The organism is Roseateles sp., from assembly GCF_036486225.1.
GTDB lineage: Bacteria > Pseudomonadota > Gammaproteobacteria > Burkholderiales > Burkholderiaceae_C > Roseateles.
The window spans coordinates 1-3,440 of sequence record NZ_DASVNZ010000176.1; the positions used below are offsets into that span (position 1 = coordinate 1).

The following is a 3,440-nucleotide window of genomic DNA, read 5'->3' on the forward strand; positions in this document are numbered from 1 at the left end:
GGGCGCGGGCGCTGCGCCGTCGGCCGCGGGGTCCCGCGTCGCGCGCTGTACATGGCGGTTCAGCAGCTCGCGGTCGCGCGTCGTCAGCTGCGAGGCCGCGACGACGATCACCGGGATCGCCGCCGTCAGCGGGTCGCGCTGCAGCGCCTCGACGACGCCGATGCCGTCGACCTCCGTCATCAGCAGGTCCAGCACGATCAGGTCGGGCACGTGGCGGCGCGCCAGCTCGATGCCTTCCTTGCCGCCCGTCGCGCGCAGCACCGAGAAGCCCGGCTGCGACAGGTGCGCGCTGAGCGACTGCAGGTCGCCCGGCGCGTCGCTGATCGCCAGCACCAGGAACTTGCGCGTGGCCGTCGGCTTGAAGCCGAGCATCTCCAGCTCCTTGCTCAGCGCCTTGCGCGAGACCGGCTTGTGCAGCACCGCCGACGCGCCCAGCGACAGCGCGACCTCCTGCCCCGCGTCCACCGACACCACCACCACCGGGATGTGCGCCCAGCCCGGCAGGTTCTTCAGGCGCGACAGCAGCTCCCAGCCGTCCAGCCCGCCGGGCAGGTTGACCTCCAGCGTGATCAGGTCGGGCCGCAGCTGCGGCGCGAGTTCCAGCGCCGCCTCGGCCGAGGCCACGTGGCGCACGCGGAAGCCCGCCGCGTTCAGCTGCGTCTGCATCAGCGCCGCGGCCGGCTCGTTGTGCTCGATCACCAGCGCGAGCGGGCGCGCGCCGGGCTCGTCCGGCAGGATGACGTCGGGCACCACCGGGTCGCGCCACGGCAGCCAGCAGGTGAAGCAGCTGCCCTTGTCCGGCGCGCTGCTCACCGCCACCGCGCCGCCGTGCAGCTGCACCAGGCGCGCCACCGTCGCCAGGCCCAGGCCGGTGCCTTCGACCTTGTGCGTCAGCACGTTGCGGACCTGGTTGAAAGGCTGGAAGAGCTTGTCCAGTCCCTCCGGCGGGATGCCGATGCCGCTGTCGGTGACGCTGATCTGGATGAACTCGCCGTACTCGCTGTCCGGCAGCTCCGAGCGCCGCCCGTCCGGGAAGCCCGGCAGCGCCTCCCGGGCGCGGATCCGCGTCACGCGGCGCGCCTCGAGCCGGATGTTGCCGCCCTTGGGCGTGAACTTCGCGGCGTTGGACAGCAGGTTGTAGATGATCTGCCGCAGCCGGCGGCGGTCGACGCACAGCCGCTGGTTGCCGCCGACGCCGAAGAAGTCCATCTGGATGCGGTTCAGCCGCGCGCGCTCCTGGACGATGGTCAGCGCGTCGCGCAGCAGCTCGTCGAGGTCGACCGGCTCGATGTCCAGGTCGACCCGGCCGGCCTCGATCTTGGCCATGTCCAGCAGGTCGTTGACCAGCGACAGCAGATGCTGCCCCGCGTTGTGGATGTGGTTGCAGAACTCGGACTGGCGATCGCTGACCGGCCCGGCCGCGCCGTCGCGCATCAGTTGCGCGAAGCCGATGACGGCGTTCAGCGGCGTGCGCAGCTCGTGCGACATGGTCGACAGGAAGGCGGTCTTGGCGCTGCTGGCGCGGCTCAGCTCGGCGTTGAGCTGCTCCAGCGCGTCGTTGCGCTGCTGCAGCACGGCCAGCAGCTCGGCGCGGCTGTCGGCCAGGTCGCGCGCGGCGCGCGCCTCGGCCGCCTCCATCGCACTGCTGTGCAGCTCGGCATGGACGCGGCGGGCCTCGTCCTCGAACTGCTTGCGGCGCAGCTGCGCGCGCAGCCGCGCCTTGAGCAGCTCGACCTCGCCGTTGGCCTTGACGACGTAGTCGTCGGCGCCGGCCTCGAGCCCGGCCAGCATCGACGCGCGCCCCTCGAAGGCGGTGAGCAGCACCACCGGGATGTCGCGCAGGGCCGGCGCGGCCTTGATGCGCCGGCAGGTCTCCAGCCCGCCGATGCCGGGCATCTGCACGTCGAGCAGCACCGCGTCCACCGGCTGCACCGCCAGCAGCTCCAGCGCCAGCTCGCCGGTGCCGGCCGCGATCACGTCGTAGCCGTCGTCGCGCAGCGTGGCGCCCAGCTCCGCCAGCACGTTGGCGCTGTCGTCGACCAGCAGCAGGCGCTTGGGGCCGGACAGGCTCGCGCCCTGTTCGGGCAGGCTGGACTTGGCGCTGCGCAGCATCGCGGCGACGCGCGCCAGGATCAGGTCCACGTCGTCCTGCTTGCGCGCGAACGCGTCGGCGCCCGCTTCCAGCGCGCGCAGCTCCGCTTCCGGTCCCTCGTCCGCGGTCAGCAGCAGGCAGGGCGTGTGGCGCAACGCCGGGTCCAGCCGCAGGCGGCGGATCACCGCGGCGCCGTCGATGCCCGGCATGTGCTGGTCCACGATCACCGCGTTGGGCCGCAGCGCCGCGGCCTGGCGCAGGCCTTCCTCGCCGTGCGCGGCCATGTAGATGTCGTAGCCGTGCGGTTCCAACGCATCGCACAGCGCTTCGCGGAAGGTCTCGCTGTCGTCGATCAGCAGCACCGAGGCGACCGGCGGCTCCGGCGTCAGCACGCGGGCCTGGCGCTGGCGCACCAGCTCGCGGGCGCGGTCGACGACGTAGGTGCGGTCGTAGGGCTTGCCGACGTATTCGTCCGCGCCGTGCGCGATGCCGCGCAGCCGGTCGCCGGCCAGCGAGGCGTTGGACAGGATCAGCACGACGCACTCGCCGCCGCCCTGGGGCGTCGCGCGCAGTTCGGCCAGCCAGCTGCCGCCGTCGCCGTCGGGCAGCTGGTTGTCCAGCAGGACCAGCGCCGGCATGGCCTCGGCCAGCGCGGCCCGGGCCTGCGCCAGCGTCGCGCATTCGACGCAGTCGAAACCGGCGTCCTCGAGCGCCTCCCGCAGGTCCATCCGGACCGTCAGGCTGTCCTCGACGATGAGGGTTCTCTTGTTCATGTGTGGGCTCCTCCCCAGGCCAAACCGCTCAAGCCCAACAGGGCGGGGCCGATGTCGGCCAGCGGCAGGACGCGCTCGGCGGCGCCCAGCTGGGCGGCCTCCCGCGGCATGCCGTAGACCATCGAACTGGCTTCATCCTGCGCCAGCGTCGCGCCGCCGGCGCGACGGATCGCGAGCAGGCCCAACGCCCCGTCGCGTCCCATGCCGGTCAGCAGCGCCGCCGCGACGCCCGGCCCGATCTCCGCGGCCAGCGATTCGAAGAGCTCGTCCACCGACGGCCGGCAGGAATGCCGCGGCGCCGCATGGCTGAGCTCGAGTTGTCCGCCGCGCACGATCAGGTGCACGTCCGGCGGCGCCAGCACGACCTGGCCCGCGAGGTCGCGCAGCCGCTCGCCGCCCTGGGCGTAGCGCACGCGGTGCGGCGTCTGCGCGTCCAGCCATTCGGCGAAGCCGCGGCTGAAGACGGCGTTGATGTGCATCACGATCAGCACCGGCAGCGGCGCGGGCGCGGGCAGCGCCTGCAGCACCTTCATCAGCGCGCCCGGACCGCCCGTGGAGGCGCCCAGCGCCAGCAC

The 3,440-nt window shown here is 73.2% G+C and carries 2 protein-coding genes; both read right to left on the minus strand.

Going from position 1 to position 3,440, the window contains the following annotated elements:
- A partial coding sequence (locus VF536_RS12405) for a response regulator (protein WP_331615157.1) occupies positions 1–2,865 on the minus strand: 2,865 nt, incomplete at its 3' end.
- Positions 2,862–3,440 (minus strand): CheB methylesterase domain-containing protein (locus VF536_RS12410; RefSeq protein ID WP_331615158.1); only part of this gene is annotated, 579 nt, incomplete at its 5' end. The genes VF536_RS12410 and VF536_RS12405, both read right to left, overlap by 4 nt.